This is a genomic window from Priestia sp. JV24 (genome assembly GCF_025910025.1).
Classification (GTDB): Bacteria; Bacillota; Bacilli; order Bacillales; family Bacillaceae_H; genus Priestia; species Priestia megaterium.
Window position 1 is genome coordinate 93,296 of record NZ_JAPCIN010000009.1, and the last position, 17,669, is coordinate 110,964.

Sequence of the window (17,669 nt, forward strand, 5' to 3'; positions counted from 1 at the left end):
TTTCGGCAGGGAAATGTCGGAATCTGTTGAATATATAAAAGAGTTGTAAGCGTTTTCTTATTATGGCGATGCGAGGTGCCGCTTAATGATGAATGTACAGTTAACCGTACCATCTATGATGGAAAGAGCTGAAAAGCTGTTTAGTAAAAAAGAAGTGGTTTCTAAATCTTCAAAAGGAATTCAGCGTTTAACTTATAATCAGTTAATAAAACGGACTCGGCAGCTCTCTAGTATGCTAGAACGAATTGGAGTGAATCGAGGAGAAAGAGTCGGGACGTTTGCATGGAATCATCATAGACATCTAGAAGCTTATTTTGCCGTGCCTGGAATAGGCGCTGTTCTTCACACCATCAATATCCGGTTAGATCCTGAGCAAATTGTATACATCATTAACCATGCACGCGATAAAGTCATTTTATTTGATGAATGTTTTTTACCTTTATTTGAAAGCATTCATCACAAGCTTCCACATGTTGAAGCCTATATCATTATGTCAGATGAAAATAAGCTGCCAAAAACAGACTTGCCAGTTTATCATTACGAAAATTGGATTAAGCAAGGGGATGCATCGCATTCTTTTGTTCAAGATTTAAACGAAGAAGAACCAGCAGGTCTTTGTTATACCTCTGCTACTACAGGCGAGCCAAAGGGCGTTGTATATTCTCATCGCGCTATTTATCTGCACTGTATGGCGCTAGGGCTTGCTGATAGTGCTGGATTATCAGAAGCTGATACCGCTATGCCTATCGTTCCAATGTTTCACGTGAACGCATGGGGAATTCCTTTTGCTGCCGTTTGGTTTGGAACAAAGCTCGTGCTGCCGGGTGCTTTTTGTACTTCAGAGACGATTGCTTTTTTGATTGAAGAAGAGAAAGTAACTCTGGCTGCAGCAGTACCTACCGTTTGGTTAAACTTTTTACAAGAGATAGAAACCAGGCCTTACGCAGTCGATAGTTTGCGAGCTATTTTATGTGGCGGATCAGCGGCCCCAAAAAGCGTCATTCGAGAATTTCAGGAAAAATATCAAATTGAATTTATGCATGCATACGGAATGACGGAAACAAGCCCTGTGGTGACCGTCTCCCGCTTAAAAAGCTATCAGTACAGCGAAGACTTTGAGTATCAGCTCAACGTAAAAGCGAAGCAAGGTTTCTTAGTTCCTGGCGTTGAAATGAAAGTAATAGGTCAAAATGGAGAAATTGCTTGGGATGGAGTCGAAATGGGTGAGCTATTACTAAAGGGCCCATGGGTAGCTTCTGAATATTACAAGGATAAAAGAACAGAAGATACGTTTAAAGACGGCTGGCTGTACACCGGAGATATTGTGACGGTTGACGAAGAGGGAACGATCAAAATCGTAGACCGAACAAAAGATTTAATTAAAAGCGGAGGAGAATGGATTTCATCGGTTGATCTAGAAAACGCGCTTATTGCCCATGAAGCTGTTTTCGAAGCCTGTGTAATAGCAGTCCCTCATAAGGTGTGGCAAGAGCGTCCGGTGGCTTGTGTCGTGTTAAAAGATGCATACAAAGGCATCGTTTCGTCAGAAGAGCTGCTCGAATTTTTAGCGCCGCAGTTCGCAAAATGGTGGCTTCCAGATGACATTTTATTTATGGATGAGATCCCGAAGACAACGGTAGGAAAGTTCTTAAAACGTACGCTTCGTGAACAAGTCCTCAATCATTATCAGAAAGGGTGAGTAAGATGACCGTCGAATTAAAAGTAGTAGAACTAGTTTTGCAAGAGCGTATCGCCACAATTTCGTTTAACAGGCCGGATGCGTTAAATGCATTAAACGAAGAAGTGCTAGAGCAGTTTATTCAATGTTTAAAAGTTGTCGAAGAAAGTGAAGCGGACTTTTTAATAGTAAAAGGAAACGGAAAAGTATTTTCAGCAGGCGGAGATATTAATATGATGATGTCACCTTCACAATCAGAACGTTTTGAGCAGGTAATGGATTTGATTAATGAAGCCGTGCTGACTTTATATAGCCTCCCTCAAATGACAATAAGTGTACTGCACGGTGCGGCAGCAGGGCTAGGACTGAGCATCGCGCTTGCTTCTGATTATATTATTGCAGAAAGACACACAAAAATTGCGATGAACTTTATCGGTATTGCTCTAATTCCAGACGGAGGCGGTCACTTTTTACTAGAAAAGCGCATCGGTGCTCATCGTGCAAAACAGCTAATTTGGGAAGGAAAGACATTAAAAGCAGAGGAAGCTCATCAATTTGGCATAATTGATGAAATAAAAGAAGGAGATTTGGCGAAGCATGTAGAAGATTATCTCTCATATTGGCTAAAAAAACCTTCACGTGCTTTGAAGGAAACAAAGCGAATTTATGTGGAGACATCTGTTTCACAATTAAAGCAAGTGCTTGCGCTTGAGAAAAGAAGTCAGTTTGCTATGAGCCAAAGTCCGGATCATAAGGAAGGTGTACGTGCGTTTCTAGAAAAGCGAGCGCCTGTTTTTAATCAAAGTGAAAAAGATATTTCCGAAAATTAAGTGAACTAGTTTAAAAGCCAATATTTTTGTCTATCATATTGATAGAGCATGTTTAAAAGTTGCAAAACAGTGGTAACACAAGATAATGTAGAAACTAATGAGGTGATTGGAAATGAACAAAACAGATTTAGTAAACGCAGTGGCAACAAAATCAGAGTTAACAAAAGCAGATGCATCTAAAGCAGTTGATGCATTACTAGAAACAATTTCATCGACGCTAGGTGAAGGTGAAAAAATTCAGTTAATCGGCTTCGGTACATTTGAAGTACGCGAGCGTGCTGCTCGTACAGGCCGTAACCCTCAAACGGGTGAAGAAATGCAAATTCCAGCATCAAAAGTACCGGCATTTAAAGCTGGTAAAGAACTAAAAGAAGCTGTAAAGTAATATAAAACGCCGGAAAGCTAAAACTTTCCGGCGTTTTGTATTAACGATGAAACAATACAAGTTTTCCGCTAGAGCTAACGCATCGATGCGTTTTTTCTAAATAGGAAAGCTCTTCTAACTTCTTGGTGCCGATAGTCTTTGCTTCTGTCTCAGAAGCTGCTTCAAAACTTTCATCTATTAATTTTTCCCCCGTCTTTTCAAAAGCGGTTAATGTGTAAGTACTCATAAAATCTACTCTCCTCTTATAGTATAATTGTAAGCGTATTCAACATATTTCTCGTCCTATTCCCCTAAATCCTGCTAAGGTTTACAGATATCATTTTTTTCCATACAATAAACATAGGTTTATTTACAAAGGAGGAATTAAATGTCTCTTTCTATCCGTGAAGTTTCAAAAAGTTACGGTGAATTTACAGCTGTAAACGAGCTATCCCTGCAAATTCCAAAAGGCGAAGTGTTCGGTTTTTTAGGTGCAAACGGTGCTGGCAAAACGACGACGTTTCGAATGATTTTAGGGCTCATTGAACCAACCTCAGGTCATATCCAATGGAATGATAAATCTTTAACTTACAGTAGAAGTCATCTAGTTGGCTACCTTCCAGAAGAAAGGGGACTGTATCCGAAATTAAAAGTCAAAGATCAGCTTGTATATCTTGGACGGTTGCGCGGAATGAAAAAAGCGAACGTGCTGCAAGAAATGGAGCACTGGTTATCTAGATTCAATATTCCCCAATATGCTTCCAAAAAAGTAGAAGAGCTATCCAAAGGAAATCAGCAAAAAATTCAATTTATTGCCTCTGTTATTCATCGACCCGAGCTGCTTATTTTAGACGAACCTTTTAGCGGCTTAGATCCTGTAAACGTAGAGGTATTAAAAGAAGCGGTGCTTGATTTGAAAAAACGCGGAACGACGATTGTTTTTTCAAGTCATCGAATGGAACATGTGGAAGAACTTTGTGAATATTTATGTATTATGCATCATGGCACGCCTGTAGTGTATGGAAGGCTGCCCGAGATCAAACGTTCATTTGGAAAGAAAAACGTCATTGTACATGGAAAAGGTCCGTTTGAGAGAATTACAGAGCTTGAAGGCGTTGTAAAGGTAAAAAAAACGGCTGAGGGCATGATTGTTCAAATTCAACATGAATCCGTATCACAACTCATTTTTCAAGAACTTAAATACTTTTCATTTGTATCTAAATTCGCAGTGGAAGAGCCTTCATTAAATGATATTTTCATTGAAAAGGTAGGTGCTTCCTATGAATAAATTTTGGGTCATTGTCTTTCATACATATCTTAATAAATTAAAAACAAAATCTTTTATTATTACGACGATTATTACTGCTCTTATTCTAGTTGCTCTTACAAATATGGAGAAAATTATCGACGTTTTTAATTCAGACGATAATGGAACAAATGTGGGTGTCATCTATGAAGTTGAAAGCTTATATACGTTGTTCAAACAAAATGTAAATGCCATGGATAAAGACATTCATTTAAAAGAATTTACGTCTGAGTCTAAGGCAAAACAAGCGGTAAAAAACGGGGAGCTCGATAGCTATTTACTTTTATCTTTAAACGATAAGCAGCTGCCTCAAGCTGTGTACAAAGCTAACTCTTTGGCCGAATCAAACCTTTCTTCTACCTTAGAACAGGCGGTACAGCAAACAAAAGTGGCTATGGCTACAGTGAAAATCGGGTTAGAAGAAAAGCAAATTGATCAGCTTTACAGCCCTGTTTCATTTAAAAAGAAAGCGTTAGTTGAAAATGCCAAAACAGAACAAGAGCTAAATCAAGCAAGAGGTCTTGTGTATGTACTGCTGTTTGTTATTTATTTTGCTGTTATCATGTATGGGAGCATGATCGCAATGGAAGTAGCTACTGAAAAATCATCCCGCGTTATGGAGATCCTTGTATCGAGCGTATCACCTATTACACAAATGTTTGCTAAAATCATTGGAATTGCACTGCTCAGCTTAACACAGCTTGCAGTGATACTGAGCGTGGGCTACACATCGTTAAAAGCCAGTGTGGAAACAAATCATAACGGTATCTTTTCTTATCTCGGATTTAATGATGTTCCGCTGACTACATTCGTGTATGCATTTGTCTTCTTCATATTGGGGTACTTCCTTTTTGCTACGCTCGCGGCTTTTTTAGGTTCTCTTGTGAGCCGTATTGAAGATGTACAGCAAATGATTACGCCTATGACCCTTGTGATTGTGGCTGCTTTTTTAATTGCTATGTTTGGACTTGGTGATCCTGAAACCACAATCATTACGGTCACATCTTTTATCCCATTTTTTGCTCCGATGATTATGTTTTTGCGTGTAGGTATGTTAAATGTTCCTGTGTGGGAAGTGAGTGTATCGATAGGGATTTTAGTTGTGACGATTACTGCTTTAGCTATATTTGGTGCCCGTGTGTATAAAGGAGGAGTCCTTATGTATGGGCAATCTACCTCTTTTAAAGATATTAAAAAGGCGCTGCAGCTAACGAAAAAAGAAACATAAAGAAGTGAGAGGCTGAGATAAAAGTAGTTTAGTTGAAGGAAGTTCCGAACGAACAACCTAGATTCTTGAGGGAGAATCCAACTCGTTCGGATTTTTTTATTGCTATAGTGACCATAGTTTTCATATATATGTGGCTGCTTCTAGCTGTGTATTGGAGAGCAAGACGAAGACTCCGGCGGGAAAAGCGGAATAGGTGAGACCCCGCAGGAGCGGAAGGGACGATGAGGCTCAGCGCCCGCTCGCGGAAAGCGAAGTCTTGCACGGAAATCAACAGCGGTGTCTCAAGCAGTTCAGCGCCTTTATCCAATTTGTTCGTCTTTAGATTGCATTGATTTTGTTATGTCGCAATCTCATCTTTTATGAAAAAGCGTCTACCCGTGCATTCGGTGGCAAGCGATGGTAAAATGAAATGTAAAGAGCTGTAAATAAGCGGAAGAAGCGATAAGAGCTTCGTTATCAAATACATAGAATGAAGTGGTAAGGAGGAAAAGATCATGACAAAAGGAATTGCTCAATACGAAGTAGGAGAGCAAGTTGATCTTTATTTTTTAATTAAATCCTCAACGAGAGGAATTGCAAGCAATGGAAAGCCATTTTTAACGGTAATCCTGCAAGATAAAACAGGTGATATTGAAGCCAAGCTGTGGGATGCTTCCCCAGATGACGAGGAAAATTATGCTGCTCAAAAGATTGTGCGAGCTGCTGGAGAAGTAATGAATTACCGGGGACGCAACCAGCTGAAAATACGCAACATTCGTCCTGCACAGCCCCAAGACGGAGTGCGCACATCTGACTTTTTAGAAGTGGCGCCTTTATCTCAAGAAGAAATGGTCGAACATATTACAAAGAGTATATTTGAAATGAAAAATTCGAATGTCCAGCGCATTACTCGCCATTTGTTTAAAAAATATCAAACGGAATTTCTAGAATATCCGGCAGCAACTAAAAATCACCATGAGTTTGTATCGGGACTTGCTTACCATGTGGTGTCTATGTTGAAGCTGGCTGAGTCATTTTCAACCCTTTATCCAAGCTTAAACCGCGATTTGCTTTATGCTGGAGTTATTCTTCATGACCTTGGCAAAGTATTTGAACTTTCAGGTCCTGTTTCGACGATATACACAGTCGAAGGGAACCTGCTTGGCCATATTTCAATTATGGTGAATGAAATTGGAAAAGCGGCAGAAGAATTAGCGATTGAAGGAGAAGAGGTTATGCTTCTTCAGCATCTTGTATTATCGCACCACGGTAAGGAAGAGTGGGGAAGTCCGAAAAAGCCGTTAATTAAAGAGGCTGAGATGCTTCATTTGATTGACAATGTAGACGCTAAAATGAATATGCTGGACCGAGCATTAACAAAAGTGAAGCCCGGTGAGTTTACAGAGCGTATTTTTGCACTTGATAATCGCTCATTTTATAAACCAACGATTGATTAAAAAGGTATAAGTCTTTCTTCCTTCGCATATAGTGGTTGTAAATAACTGTGATGGGGGATCAATATATGGTGACACTACCAATTTGGATTTATTTAGTTGTAGCAGGCATTTTCTTTAGTGGATTTATGGCGATTCGTGCTGCACAACATGATAAGCAAGTGGATGATTCGTTTATTGAAAAAGAGGGACAAGTCTTCATCGAAAGAATGCAAGTGGAAAAAGAAAGACGCAACAGCGATTCCATCTGATTATATAAAAGAGCCTGTCACATGAGTGACAGGCTCTTAGCATTACTGCTGAGGAGTTTCTACGCCAGATTGACTATCTGTCGCACCTTCTTCGAAAATTGGTTTTACATCCTTATCTTTTGGTTTCACTTTTGCTTTATCAAGCTCTTTTTGAATCTTCTTGTTCGCTTCTGCTTGATCTACTTTTGAACGTTTGATTTGCTGCTCAAGTTCGGGTTTCTTTTTCTCAAACGATTCTACTTTCTTTTTATCCACTAGTTTGATGATATGGTAGCCGTACTCTGTTTTGATTGGTTTACTTACTTCACCTTTTTTCAGCTTGTAAGCCGCTTCTTCAAATTCTTTAACCATTTGGCCTTCACCGAAGTAGCCTAAATCGCCGCCGTTAGCTGCAGACTGCTGATCCGTTGAATATTCTTTTGCTAGACTAGCAAAGTCCTCGCCTTTTTTGATTTTCGCTTCTACTTCGTTTGCTGTTTTTTCGTCTTTTACTAAAATATGACTTGCGCGAATTTGAGGTTTTTGAGCTTTATATTCATCATAAGCTTTTTTCAGCTCTTTGTCCGATACCTTAATGCCTGCCGTAGCAGCTTTTTCACGGAGAATATCAACTTTTAGCATATCTTTGACTTCTTTTTCGCCTTTTTGCTTAATAACTGAATCCACCTGATCACCGTATTGTTCTCTTAGAATGTTCAGCTGCTGATCAAGCTCTTTATCCGTTACTTTATATTTTTTACTCAATACTTTTTCTTCGGTAACGCTTCGTACGAGTGTATTAAATTGGTCTTGTCCGATTGTATCTTTCATTTGCTTATACAAATCACCTTGAGTGATATTGCCTGCTTTTGTTTCTACAATTACTTTTGAAGAATCGTTTGCATTTGAAGCATCATTTCCCCCACTGCATGCTGATAAAGCAACGAGGCTGGCTGCCGTTGTTAGTGCAACTAAGCTTTTTTTCATACGTAAACACTCCTACTCATCATTTTTACTTATGTAGCTTGACTCAAGATTTACTATATCACATTTCCTGATGTTAGCAAATGAAGTTAAAACCACGTAAATTTACATTTATTTTCCACTAAGCATGGAGTGATTATACGCTTATGATGGCTTTTTTATAAAGCGTTTTCAAAATGATGGACAAACTCACAGAGTAATCTCCAAACGAGAAGCAAGAGAAATAAATTATCGAGTTTGGGCTAAAAGCCTAGACGTTTTTTGAGCTGATGCATAAGATGCAGTATTAGTAAACAAAGGGGGTGCTCAAATGAGCGGAGGCGGATATGGAGGCGGTTTTGCACTATTAGTTGTACTGTTTATCTTATTAGTCATTGTTGGTTGTGCATGTTACCACTAGGAAACAGATGAATATAAAAGGAAAGGGGTGATAGATATGGGTTCTTACGGATGCGGATACGGCAGTGGATTTGCGCTATTAGTCGTATTATTCATCTTATTAGTTATCATCGGAGCTAGCTGTTTTTGCTAAGCCTATAAAAAAGCGGTGAGACATCTCACCGTTTTTTATGTAAATGATACTTCAATATAAGATGAAACTAATAAAATGGTAATTAATACATTAATCGTACGAAAAACTTTAGGCTGTTTTTCAGCTGGAACTTCTTTTTGAATACACAATGTATTTGTTAGTGCATTGATGTAGAATAAAATGAATAGCGCAAATACAATAAAGAATATGTACATAAAAATCCCCCTAACAAAATCAGTGTGACGAAGACAAAAAGTCTTATAGTCATTTATATAGTACAGCTTTGTATGAATTTACAAATATCTATATTAACATTACCAAAAAAGCGGTAAAATAGATAGTTATATATACAGTTGAGCAAAGAATTTCAAAAGGTATTTACACAGAAATGCGGTTTTTATTTTATAAAGGGTAGTTAAGAAGTTGAGAACTAGGTTTTAAACGAAATAGCAAAGTGAATGGATAAGAAATGAGTAACAATTACCCATTGTGCAAAAGGAATGTTAAAAAGGACAGAGGGATTTATATTAATATATGCAGTGAGCACATAATCAGTATATGAAAATCTTTATACGGTGCTACTTAAACAGGAAATGTGAATGACGCAGAAAGAATTATTTGGAAGAACATGAATGAATCATGTACAATATGGAGTAGAGGTATATGAACGTTGAAGGAGTAGGGGAAGCGGATGGAAACTTTAGAATCTCGAGTATCACGTTTAGAATATTACATAAAACTGTTATCTGGGACATCTGAACAAGAAGCTAAACCATTTATTGATTTAGTGGTAAGAAATCAGCTTACAAAGAAGGAAGTAGAGGAAATTTTAATTCTGTGTGAAGATACAAAAAACGAATATATTGAGCAAAAAGCGGAAGGTCTAACAGACTTTGTTCCGCTTCTTACACAATTTGTTGGCATGCTGAATTATAAATTAACTCCCAGAGAGACGGTCGAATCGCTTCGTTATCAACCTTCTTATCAAGATGTGATGAATGAATTTTTTGAAATTATTCAATGGATAAGGGACTAACCATTAAGAGTTTGAAATAGTCTCGTGGTGGTTCTCTTTATCTTTCTTGACAAGCTTGCCATCTTCTTCAGTGAATTCTTCTTCGATATGATGGAAAGATCGCTCGAAGATATCCATAAAATCTTCACCGTAAATTTTGCGGATGACGGTCATTAGTTCCATAAACTCAGGGAATTTGCCGTATAAGTCGCGCAACGGAAGTGCGCCGCTGAACACTGAATTATTAGAAGGTTCGTAATGTTCCATTAAATCTAATAAAATGGCCTCGCCTTTATCTGTCAGCTGAATGTACGTATTTCGCTTGTCGCTTTCTTTTTTAGAAAACTCAAGCAAACCTCGTTCTTCTAGTTTTTTGGAGAAGTTAAATGCAGTAGAAACGTGCATAACTCCAAATTTGGCAATTTCGGAAATGGAAGCCCCGTTTAAATGATATGAAATCCATAAAATATGATGCTCGTTAATATTAAGGTCATAAGGCTTAATCCATTGCTGCCAATCCTTCTCTACGGTTTTCCAAAGGGCTTTACTTAATTGGGCAATGCGTTGGCTAAATAGAAGTGCTTCTTTCAAACTGTAATCTTGATCACTAGTCTTTTTCATCTTCTCCCACCTACTTAGTCTCTTTTTTTATTTATCTTCTATTATGCCAATAAAATAAAAAATTATAAAGATGTAAATTTACAAAATTTTAAAAAATTAAAAAAGAAGGCGTTTTAACCTTCTTTTTTGTCAATTTTTTCATTGGGATTTTTAGTTGTCTGTACATGTTCCTCTAGGTTTGACAAAGAATTTTGGATTTCTTTCAAATGATGCTGAAGGGATTCCTTATGAGGGACAATTTCTTCTTTAAACTGACCAAGGGTAGTAGAAAGGTCACTTGCGATATTTTTCACTATAGTATTTCCTTCTCTGGCGGTCATTTGTACTTGTTGAGAAACAGCTTTTATTTTTGTTGAGAGCTCTTGTTGTGAAGCGTTAACTCGGTCTTTTCGAGAGCTGACACGCTGTTTAAGTTCTCGTCCTGAATATGGAGTAACAAGAAGCGTTGTAATAGCGGCTACGGTGCTTCCGATTGCTGCTCCAGCTGCTAGTTTTTTCATTCTGCTCATTATTTATTTCCTCCTATGTAGTAAAGTAATTGCTAACACTTCCTTCTGACATAATCATAAAAAAATAGCATAAATTTATACAAAAGAAGGAGGTTATCAACATGGGGTAGCTTTATTCATTCTTTTGATAATTAGCCTGAGTTTTTTTCTGGCTGCCTTTAAATGGTTTAGCCTTACGACTAGAACGGCATCATATCCACCTAAACATGTGCTGAAACAAAAGTCTCTTACATGTGCGACAGTGGCTTTTGCGAGTTTTTTATTGGCGCTTATACTTTATTATGTAACCTAGGATGGAGAACTTAAACCTTTATTACATAGTAAGTCTTCATACCTATTGTATGAGCTGCAAATGAAATTTAAGTGAAAAGCATTCTGTACCATTTCTTTTTAAACAAAAAGTTAAGAGTCGAACTGTAGATTGTCTCTAAAAGATCAGCAACATACTATGAATGAACCGTTTTATCTAAAGGTCCGCCACGCTTTGGCGGGCCTGAGCTTTTGGTGTAAAAAAAGAGCCTGATTCTTAATTAAATCAGGCTCTTGACGTTACGATAATTTTGCTTTGATGCTTGTGCGTTTTAGAACGGATTGAACAATTGGATAAATAACGACCATAACGATTGTGTTCACTACTGTTGCAGGTAATACAACCGCAGTAACAAGCGCCATGACGCTGTTTCCGCCCGGTAAGCCGACGATTAGCGCGGCAGCAGACAAGAATACGGTTCCTGATACGAGTGTGCCAACAGCTGTTAAAGCAGCGGCAACTGGTGTTTTAATGCCTGTTGCTTTTTTCACAAGCATAAATAATGCAAAGAAAACAAATGCTGTAATTGGTTTATCAATCAAGTTTGCAATTTGTCCGCCAGGAAAGCTTGTTGTTAAAGCAGAAATAACCGCTGTGGTTAAGCTAACCAATGCAACATTTTTTATGCTAGGAAACAACAGGATTGCTAAAAACATCATTGTTAACATCATATCTGGCTTCATTCCAAATAAAATAGGAGGTACCACCGTGTGGAGAACCGCTCCAATTCCGACTAATAACGCTAAAGAAACTAAAACCTTTGTATTCATTTCTCATCTCTCCTCTTCTAAGCTAAGCTCGAAATATACCAATAGTGCGTCTATGCCCATTGCATATATTTACATACTGATTATAACATATTTATGTGAAAAAAGGATCAGTTAATTCTGCCAATTATGCGTTTGCTTGTGCAAATTCATCCATAAAGGCGGCAAGAGCTTCACACGCTTCAAGCGGTACAGCATTGTAAATAGAAGCGCGGCATCCGCCGATTGAACGGTGTCCAGCTAATCCTACGAAGCCTTTTTCTTTTGCTTGCTGTAAAAACACAGCCGTTAACTCATCGGTCGGTAAAGTAAACGTTACGTTCATAATTGATCGGCTTTCCTCTGTAGCGTGAGGGGTATAGAAACCATTTGAACGTTCCATGCTTGTGTAGAGTAACTTAGCTTTTTTATGATTTTGGGCTTCAATTGCTTTAACGCCACCTTGTTCTTTAATCCAATCTAAAACAAGTGAAAGCATGTAAATGCCAAACGTTGGAGGAGTGTTGTAAAGAGAGTTGCTCTTTACATGTGTCTCATAATTCAGCATTGTTGGTAAACCTTCAGGAATACGTTTAAGTAATTCTTTCTTCAAAATGACAACCGTGACACCAGATGGTCCGAGGTTTTTCTGAGCACCAGCATAAATGAGAGAGAACTTAGATACATCAATTTGACGGCAAAGAATGTCGCTTGACATGTCGGCAATTAAGTCTACTCCTTCGATAGACGGATAGTCAGCCCATTGTGTACCAAAGATGGTATTGTTGGACGTGATATGCAAGTACCCAATCTCTTCTTTTGGAAGCTTTATATCATCTAGAGATGGAATAGAGCGGTAATTTTCTTCTTTAGTAGAAGCAACAACTGCTGTTTTTCCAAGTTTCTTTGCTTCTTTTAATGCTTTTTCCGACCATGCTCCGGTTAGGACATATGCACCGACTTGATCGGGAGCTAAAAAGTTCATTGGAATCATAGAGAATTGCAGGCTTGCTCCGCCCTGCAGGAATAAAATTTCATGTGTATCTGGAATGTTAAGCAATTCCGTGAGTGTTTCTTTAGCATGTGTTAATACATCTTCAAACTCTTTGCTGCGATGTGATAATTCCATCACAGACATACCCGTATTTTTAAAATTAACTAGCTCCTCTTGAGCAAGTTGTAAGACAGGTAGGGGAAGCGCAGACGGACCTGCATTAAAATTATAAGCTCTGTTTAACGTAATCACATTAATTCCTCCTCAAATTAGTTCGAACACTCATCATACAAAATGGCTAATGACTGATGTCAGAAAGAATATCATTATACTATCATGAAAACCATTGATTGTGGAGGTAACTTTTCAAAAATTTAAATTAATCTGTAAAGAGAAAATAATAGAAAAAAGATAAATAAAAGTATACGCAAACATGTTTTGGCAAACATGTAAATGAAATGTTTATATGCTATACTGATGGAAGAAATAATGTGGAGGAACAGAATGAGAGTATTAAAATATGCCATATTAGGGCTCTTAGATCAGAAGGAGCTCAGCGGGTATGACATTACCAGACTTTTTAAAGAAGAGGTCGGTAATTTTTGGAGTGCTAAGCACAGCCAGATTTATCCCGAGTTAAAGCGATTAACAGAAGAGGGTTTTATTCGCTATGAAACCGTGATTCAAGGCAAGAAATTAGAAAAAAAGATGTATTCGATAACGGAAGAAGGAAGAGCCGAGTTAAGCAAGTGGCTCACTACAATTGATCCTATTCCTGAAACAACTAAAGATGAATTTATGTTAAAAGCTTATTTTGCTTCATCCATGTCAATAGAAGAGTTAAAGCAACAAATAGATAATCAGCTATCAAGCAGGAAAGTGAAGCTAACTTTTTTAAAGAAACGAATGGATGACCTTTTGGAACAAGTTAATCATCACATTACCGTTTCGTCTCCTCAATTTGGTCATTATTTGGTGCTATCTCGCGCTCAAGACCGGGAGACAAGCTATATCAATTGGCTTGAACGCACGCTGAATTTAATTGAAAAAGAACAATAAGAAAAGGTGAGCGGATCATGACTTGGTGCATAAAATCATTTCAAGAGCTGACAAACGATGAGCTTTATGAAATTCTACAGGTTCGCACCGCTATTTTTGTTGTTGAACAGAAGTGTGCTTACTTAGAAGTAGATGGAAAAGACAAACTTGCTTATCACTTGTTCAAAAAAGAGAATGAGAAAATTATCGCATACCTTAGAGTTTTACCAAAAGGAATTAGCTACCAGGAAGCTTCTCTTGGGCGCATTATTGTAAAACAAGCACAGCGCGGTACGGGTCTCGGAAGAGAACTAGTAGCAAGAGGAATTGATTTTTTAGAGAATGAGTTGCACGAGAAGACAATTAAAATTCAAGCTCAAAGCAGACTTCAAACATTTTATGAATCGTTTGGTTTTAGACCTGTTTCCGATATTTATTCAGATGAAGGGCTTCCCCACGTAGATATGCTAAAGACACCTTAGAAACTTCACCAATTGTGTGAAGTTTTTCTATTTCTGAAACGGGTAAGGTGAAAGAAAGATGTTAGGCTTTAGTACTGCGCAGATAGAATCGATATGACTACTACTAAATTAGTAATTTATGAATAAGATAGATAATGAATTTGTTTCTTTTTGCTTATTCTTTGATTTTAAGTAAGTGATATATTGAAGAAAGTAATAATATTGTATATAATGATTTTTGTAACAAAAATGTAACAATTACGTAATATTCTTAATATTGGTTCAGAAAGAAATTTGTTGTACATATTGCTTGGAGGCATTTTTATGAGTGCAAAGGAAAAGAAAAATAGGTATATATATAGTTTGGATGGACTTCGAGCTTTCGCTGTTATGTCTGTCATTGCATATCACTTAGGATTTGGATGGGCATCTGGAGGGTTTTTAGGAGTTGATGTTTTCTTTGTATTATCAGGGTATTTAATTACCTCGATTTTACTGGTGCAATCTTGGGAAAATCCTTTGAAAAATTTGAAGCATTTTTGGATTAGCCGAACGAGAAGACTTCTTCCAGCTGTGTATGTGATGGTAGTATTAACTGCAGCTTGGGTTATTTTATTTAACCGGCCGTTGTTAACAACGCTACGAGGCGATGCATTATCGTCTATTTTTTATATGAGTAACTGGTGGTTTATTTTTCATAAAGTTTCATATTTTGATAGTTTTGGGTCACCGTCACCATTAAAGAACTTATGGTCACTGGCTATTGAAGAGCAGTTTTATATTGTGTGGCCACTTGTTTTATTATTGGGTTTAAAATTTATCAAAAAGAAAGGAATTCTTTCTCTATTCATTTTAGCTGGAGTAATGGCCTCAGCTATTCTAATGTCTTTTTTATATGAGCCAGGAGGAGATCCTAGCCGCATTTATTATGGAACCGACACTCGGCTATTTGCCCTTTTAATCGGCTGTTTACTTGCATTTGCCTGGCCGATGTATCGTTTATCATCGAAAAATCTTCCAGCCGTAGGCAAGCAAGTATTAAACGCGGTAAGTATGGTGAGTTTCTTTGTATTTATTCTCTGCGTATGGAGCGTTGATGAGTATACTCATGCATCTTTTCTTTATCAAGGTGGAATGCTGCTGATTTGTTTAAACGCTGCTGTACTGGTTGCAACGATTAGTCATCCTAGTAGTTTTTTAGGAAAAGCTCTGTCGTTTAAACCGCTTCGCTGGCTTGGTACTAGATCATATGGCATCTATTTGTGGCATTATCCGGTTATTGTTCTTACAACACCTGTATCCGAGATTGGCCGCCCGGTCTATTGGCATGCGCTGCTACAAGTAGGCCTTACATTTATCATTGCTGAACTTTCTTACCGTTACATTGAAGTGCCTATCCGCACACGCGGCTTTCGCTATTATTTCAGGCACTACCATCCGAGAGAGCTTTTTAAATGGCGTAATCTCTCTCGTTCGAGACAAGCGGTGTTGGGCAGTCTCATTTTCTTTTTGGCGCTGTTTACAGCAGATATGACAAGCTTTGCTATTAGTACGCAGCAAAAGGATGAAACGAAAGCGAAAGAGACAGAGGTTAAAATTCAAACGAATCATAAAGAAAATGCTTCAACTTCTGTCAAAGACAAGAACAAAGCGGCTGATAAAAAAGCAGAGAACGCGGAAAAGAGTTCCGGGGAAGAAAAATCTGATGCCAAAGAAAAACAGCAGCCGAATTCTTACAGAGATGTTCTTGCGATTGGAGACTCGGTCATGCTGGATATTGCTCCTAATCTTAAAGAGATGCCGCTTAGTATTACGATTGACGGAAAAGTAGGAAGGCAGCTCAATGAAGCACTGCAGCTAACTCCTAGCTATCAAGCATTTAATAATCCGAACAGCGCAGTGATTATTGAGTTAGGAACAAATGGCTATTTTACAAATGAAGAACTGGAACAACTGTTAAAAGCTTTTTCACACGCGGACGTTTACTTAGTGAATACGCGCGTTCCTCGTTCCTGGGAAAGCACCGTGAACAAGAATTTGAAAGCTGCTTCTGAAAAGTTTGATCATGTCACGCTCGTAGATTGGCACTCAGAGGCTTCTAAGCACCCTGAATACTTTACATCAGATGGTGTCCACTTGGTACCTGAAGGATCAAGAGCATTAACAAAATTGATTGAAGAACGTATGAATTTAGAAGTTAAGGCGGAAAGTCGTTCATAATAAGTGAAAAGCCGCACGATATTTTATATCACAAACTGATTAAACATGTGTTAAATGAATAGTTAAAACAAAAAAAGCTTACATGTGTAAGCTTTTTTTGTTTTAAGAAAGGTGAGAAGAAATATTGCCAGCGATTTCTTGAAGTTTTTCAGGCGTGTATTCGCTTGTATGCTCTTTCCATACAGCACCGAATCCATCGCCTTCCCCATAGCGAGGAATAATGTGCATATGATAATGAAACACGGATTGACCAGCTTTTTCACCATTATTATTTAAGATGTTTAAGCCGATTGGGCTGTATGTTTCTTTAATTGCATTTGCGATTTGAGGAACTACTTCAAACAAATTGCGCGCAATTTCCGGCGTTAGTTCGTGAATGTCTTTTTTATGTACTTTTGGAATCACCAGCGTATGCCCTTTTGTTACTTGACTAATGTCTAAAAAAGCTAATACATGTTCATTTTCAAATACTTTTGCACCTGGGATTTCACCGCGAGTAATTTTGCAAAAAATACAGTTTTCATCATGTGTGCTCATTATATTCACCTTCCGTTACCAATATAAATGTATGGGTATACATGTATGTTTATTTTACCACAAAGTAGAAATGCAATCAGCAGGCAAGAAATAGCTGCTGGCATTTTATACACAAAAACGGGATGCAAACGATTATGCATCCCGTCATGTGAAGAAGGAAAAAATAGCTTTTAATGCAGCATATGATCTTTAAGGAACACCTCATTTACGTAATTGCATTGCCTAATGAAACAGTAACTTGAAAAAGTATATTCTCTTTAACAAACACCTCATTTAAGCATTGAGCTAAAAAATATACAATGTGAACGAAATCGTTCTTGGTCTTTGACAAACACCTCATCTACACAGTAATAAATGAACATTATTGTCTACCCATTATATATATTCTTACTACGTTCATGACTACCATCCCCTTATGAATCAAACATACATCGATTTACAATAAGGTTTTCTGAAATATGCCTGCTGTAGACACCTCATCCCAAATGTAAGAAGCTTTGTAATGATTAGTTGTAATCAATAACTTGTTTTCCTTCTTCCCTATATAGAATGTCCCGATATTTCGATTATATTCTGGAAAAATTAACCGAAAAAAATTGAAAACAATGTGAGGAAGAAAAAGATTTGGTACAA

Annotated in this window: 21 protein-coding genes; 13 read left to right on the forward strand and 8 right to left on the reverse strand. The window is 37.7% G+C overall.

The features are described from left to right. Positions 1-85: 85 nt before the first annotated feature. From OK414_RS02725 to OK414_RS02735, 3 genes are all read left to right on the forward strand, one after another. On the forward strand, positions 86-1,699 hold the full coding sequence (locus OK414_RS02725; protein ID WP_016762968.1) for a long-chain fatty acid--CoA ligase: 1,614 nt from the start codon (positions 86-88) through the stop codon (positions 1,697-1,699). Between the two features lie 5 nt (positions 1,700-1,704). Further along, entirely contained in the window at positions 1,705-2,508 is an 804-nt protein-coding gene (locus OK414_RS02730) for an enoyl-CoA hydratase (protein ID WP_034654500.1), read from the forward strand. A gap of 112 nt (positions 2,509-2,620) precedes the next feature. Then, on the forward strand, positions 2,621-2,893 hold the full coding sequence (locus OK414_RS02735; protein WP_013055305.1) for an HU family DNA-binding protein: 273 nt from the start codon (positions 2,621-2,623) through the stop codon (positions 2,891-2,893). A 40-nt stretch (positions 2,894-2,933) separates the two neighbouring features. Here the strand turns inward: OK414_RS02735 and OK414_RS02740 are convergent, their stop codons facing one another. Then, on the reverse strand, positions 2,934-3,119 hold the full coding sequence (locus tag OK414_RS02740; RefSeq protein WP_013055306.1) for a YhzD family protein: 186 nt from the start codon (positions 3,117-3,119) through the stop codon (positions 2,934-2,936). Positions 3,120-3,260: 141 nt separating this feature from the next. Here OK414_RS02740 and OK414_RS02745 point away from each other — a divergent pair, with 141 nt between their 5' ends. The 4 genes from OK414_RS02745 (at position 3,261) to OK414_RS02760 (ending at position 7,090) form a co-directional block, all read left to right on the forward strand. Then, positions 3,261-4,160 (forward strand): ABC transporter ATP-binding protein, encoded by a 900-nt coding sequence (locus OK414_RS02745; RefSeq protein WP_095380406.1) that lies wholly within the window; start codon positions 3,261-3,263, stop codon positions 4,158-4,160. Continuing rightward, a complete protein-coding gene (locus OK414_RS02750) occupies positions 4,153-5,406 on the forward strand; it encodes an ABC transporter permease (RefSeq protein ID WP_263045970.1) in 1,254 nt (417 codons plus the stop codon). Before OK414_RS02745 ends, OK414_RS02750 begins: the two co-directional genes overlap by 8 nt. 494 nt (positions 5,407-5,900) lie before the next feature. Then, the gene (gene yhaM / locus OK414_RS02755; protein WP_013055309.1) at positions 5,901-6,842 is read left to right on the forward strand and encodes a 3'-5' exoribonuclease YhaM; all 942 of its coding nucleotides are present in this window, start codon (positions 5,901-5,903) and stop codon (positions 6,840-6,842) included. A 65-nt stretch (positions 6,843-6,907) separates the two neighbouring features. Then, complete coding sequence (locus tag OK414_RS02760; RefSeq protein WP_013055310.1) at positions 6,908-7,090, forward strand: sporulation YhaL family protein; 183 nt, start codon at positions 6,908-6,910, stop codon at positions 7,088-7,090. 42 nt (positions 7,091-7,132) lie between these two features. On the opposite strand, the gene OK414_RS02765 is transcribed toward OK414_RS02760, so the two are convergent. Continuing rightward, entirely contained in the window at positions 7,133-8,056 is a 924-nt protein-coding gene (locus tag OK414_RS02765; RefSeq protein WP_016762972.1) for a peptidylprolyl isomerase, read from the reverse strand. Between the two features lie 307 nt (positions 8,057-8,363). On the opposite strand from OK414_RS02765, the gene OK414_RS02770 reads away from it, so the two are divergent. After that, on the forward strand, positions 8,364-8,453 hold the full coding sequence (locus OK414_RS02770; RefSeq protein ID WP_016762973.1) for a YjcZ family sporulation protein: 90 nt from the start codon (positions 8,364-8,366) through the stop codon (positions 8,451-8,453). Positions 8,454-8,489: 36 nt separating this feature from the next. Further along, the gene (locus OK414_RS02775; RefSeq protein WP_016762974.1) at positions 8,490-8,585 is read left to right on the forward strand and encodes a YjcZ family sporulation protein; all 96 of its coding nucleotides are present in this window, start codon (positions 8,490-8,492) and stop codon (positions 8,583-8,585) included. 35 nt (positions 8,586-8,620) lie between these two features. Here the strand turns inward: OK414_RS02775 and OK414_RS02780 are convergent, their stop codons facing one another. Continuing rightward, positions 8,621-8,800, reverse strand: coding sequence for a hypothetical protein (locus OK414_RS02780; protein WP_034654491.1), 180 nt, complete (start codon positions 8,798-8,800; stop codon positions 8,621-8,623). 476 nt (positions 8,801-9,276) lie between these two features. On the opposite strand from OK414_RS02780, the gene OK414_RS02785 reads away from it, so the two are divergent. Next, on the forward strand, positions 9,277-9,621 hold the full coding sequence (locus OK414_RS02785) for a DUF1878 family protein (protein ID WP_013081673.1): 345 nt from the start codon (positions 9,277-9,279) through the stop codon (positions 9,619-9,621). A 3-nt stretch (positions 9,622-9,624) separates the two neighbouring features. Here the strand turns inward: OK414_RS02785 and OK414_RS02790 are convergent, their stop codons facing one another. From OK414_RS02790 to serC, 4 genes are all read right to left on the reverse strand, one after another. After that, positions 9,625-10,221, reverse strand: coding sequence for an HTH-type transcriptional regulator Hpr (locus OK414_RS02790; RefSeq protein ID WP_263045969.1), 597 nt, complete (start codon positions 10,219-10,221; stop codon positions 9,625-9,627). Between the two features lie 113 nt (positions 10,222-10,334). After that, on the reverse strand, positions 10,335-10,730 hold the full coding sequence (locus OK414_RS02795; protein ID WP_013055314.1) for a YtxH domain-containing protein: 396 nt from the start codon (positions 10,728-10,730) through the stop codon (positions 10,335-10,337). Positions 10,731-11,279: 549 nt separating this feature from the next. Further along, a complete protein-coding gene (locus OK414_RS02800; RefSeq protein ID WP_034654488.1) occupies positions 11,280-11,810 on the reverse strand; it encodes a tryptophan transporter in 531 nt (176 codons plus the stop codon). Between the two features lie 124 nt (positions 11,811-11,934). Further along, positions 11,935-13,032 (reverse strand): 3-phosphoserine/phosphohydroxythreonine transaminase, encoded by a 1,098-nt coding sequence (gene serC / locus OK414_RS02805; protein ID WP_034654485.1) that lies wholly within the window; start codon positions 13,030-13,032, stop codon positions 11,935-11,937. Positions 13,033-13,284: 252 nt separating this feature from the next. Here serC and OK414_RS02810 point away from each other — a divergent pair, with 252 nt between their 5' ends. From OK414_RS02810 to OK414_RS02820, 3 genes are all read left to right on the forward strand, one after another. After that, a complete protein-coding gene (locus OK414_RS02810) occupies positions 13,285-13,839 on the forward strand; it encodes a PadR family transcriptional regulator (RefSeq protein ID WP_025752934.1) in 555 nt (184 codons plus the stop codon). Positions 13,840-13,856: 17 nt separating this feature from the next. After that, positions 13,857-14,300, forward strand: coding sequence for a GNAT family N-acetyltransferase (locus OK414_RS02815; RefSeq protein ID WP_013081678.1), 444 nt, complete (start codon positions 13,857-13,859; stop codon positions 14,298-14,300). A 303-nt stretch (positions 14,301-14,603) separates the two neighbouring features. After that, positions 14,604-16,499 carry an acyltransferase family protein gene (locus OK414_RS02820; protein ID WP_034654482.1) on the forward strand — a complete coding sequence of 632 codons (1,896 nt, stop codon included), beginning with the start codon at positions 14,604-14,606 and terminating at the stop codon, positions 16,497-16,499. 102 nt (positions 16,500-16,601) lie between these two features. Here OK414_RS02820 and OK414_RS02825 read toward each other — a convergent pair whose 3' ends face one another. Further along, positions 16,602-17,036, reverse strand: coding sequence for an HIT family protein (locus tag OK414_RS02825; RefSeq protein WP_013081680.1), 435 nt, complete (start codon positions 17,034-17,036; stop codon positions 16,602-16,604). Positions 17,037-17,669 lie beyond the last annotated feature (633 nt).